1 protein-coding gene is annotated in these 500 nt (G+C 37.2%); it reads right to left on the reverse strand.

Annotation, left to right across the window (positions count from 1 at the left end; genetic code table 11):
• The coding region (locus tag KTHG_RS00200; RefSeq protein WP_139991810.1) for an RNA-guided endonuclease TnpB family protein at positions 1-500 on the reverse strand (500 nt) is incomplete at both ends.

The following is a 500-nucleotide window of genomic DNA, read 5'->3' on the forward strand; positions in this document are numbered from 1 at the left end:
CGCATTGGACAGACACGTAAAACGTACCACTCGCATTGTATTTAATCGTCGCTTTTAGAATACGACCTTCAATATCACGCGACTTCGCAAATTTTACGAGTCCTAATTTTGGTAGCTTCATTTGATTACCGACAATCGCAATATTGTTATTCGTATTCTTCGTAGTATAACTTTGGACTGGATTCTTTTTACTTTTGAAGCGAGGATAGTTATTTTGCTTTTGAAAGAAACGTTGAAAAGCGTCTAGTAAATTTTCATAAGAGGCTTGTAATGCCACACTATCTACGTTGCGTAGCCATGCCGTATTATCTTGTTTTTTCAGCTTTGTGAGCATTTTGGACATAATGGAACGATTCAACCCTTTTCCTTCTTCTTTATAAGAAGTATTCCACAACGCAAGAAAATGGTTGTAAACAAAACGACAATGCCCATGGGTTTGATGTATGAACGCTTGTTGGTCTTTATTTGGGTAGATACGGAATTTATACGCTTGATGTGAC

This window comes from Kurthia sp. Dielmo (assembly GCF_000307285.2).
GTDB classification, from domain to species: domain Bacteria; phylum Bacillota; class Bacilli; order Bacillales_A; family Planococcaceae; genus Kurthia; species Kurthia populi.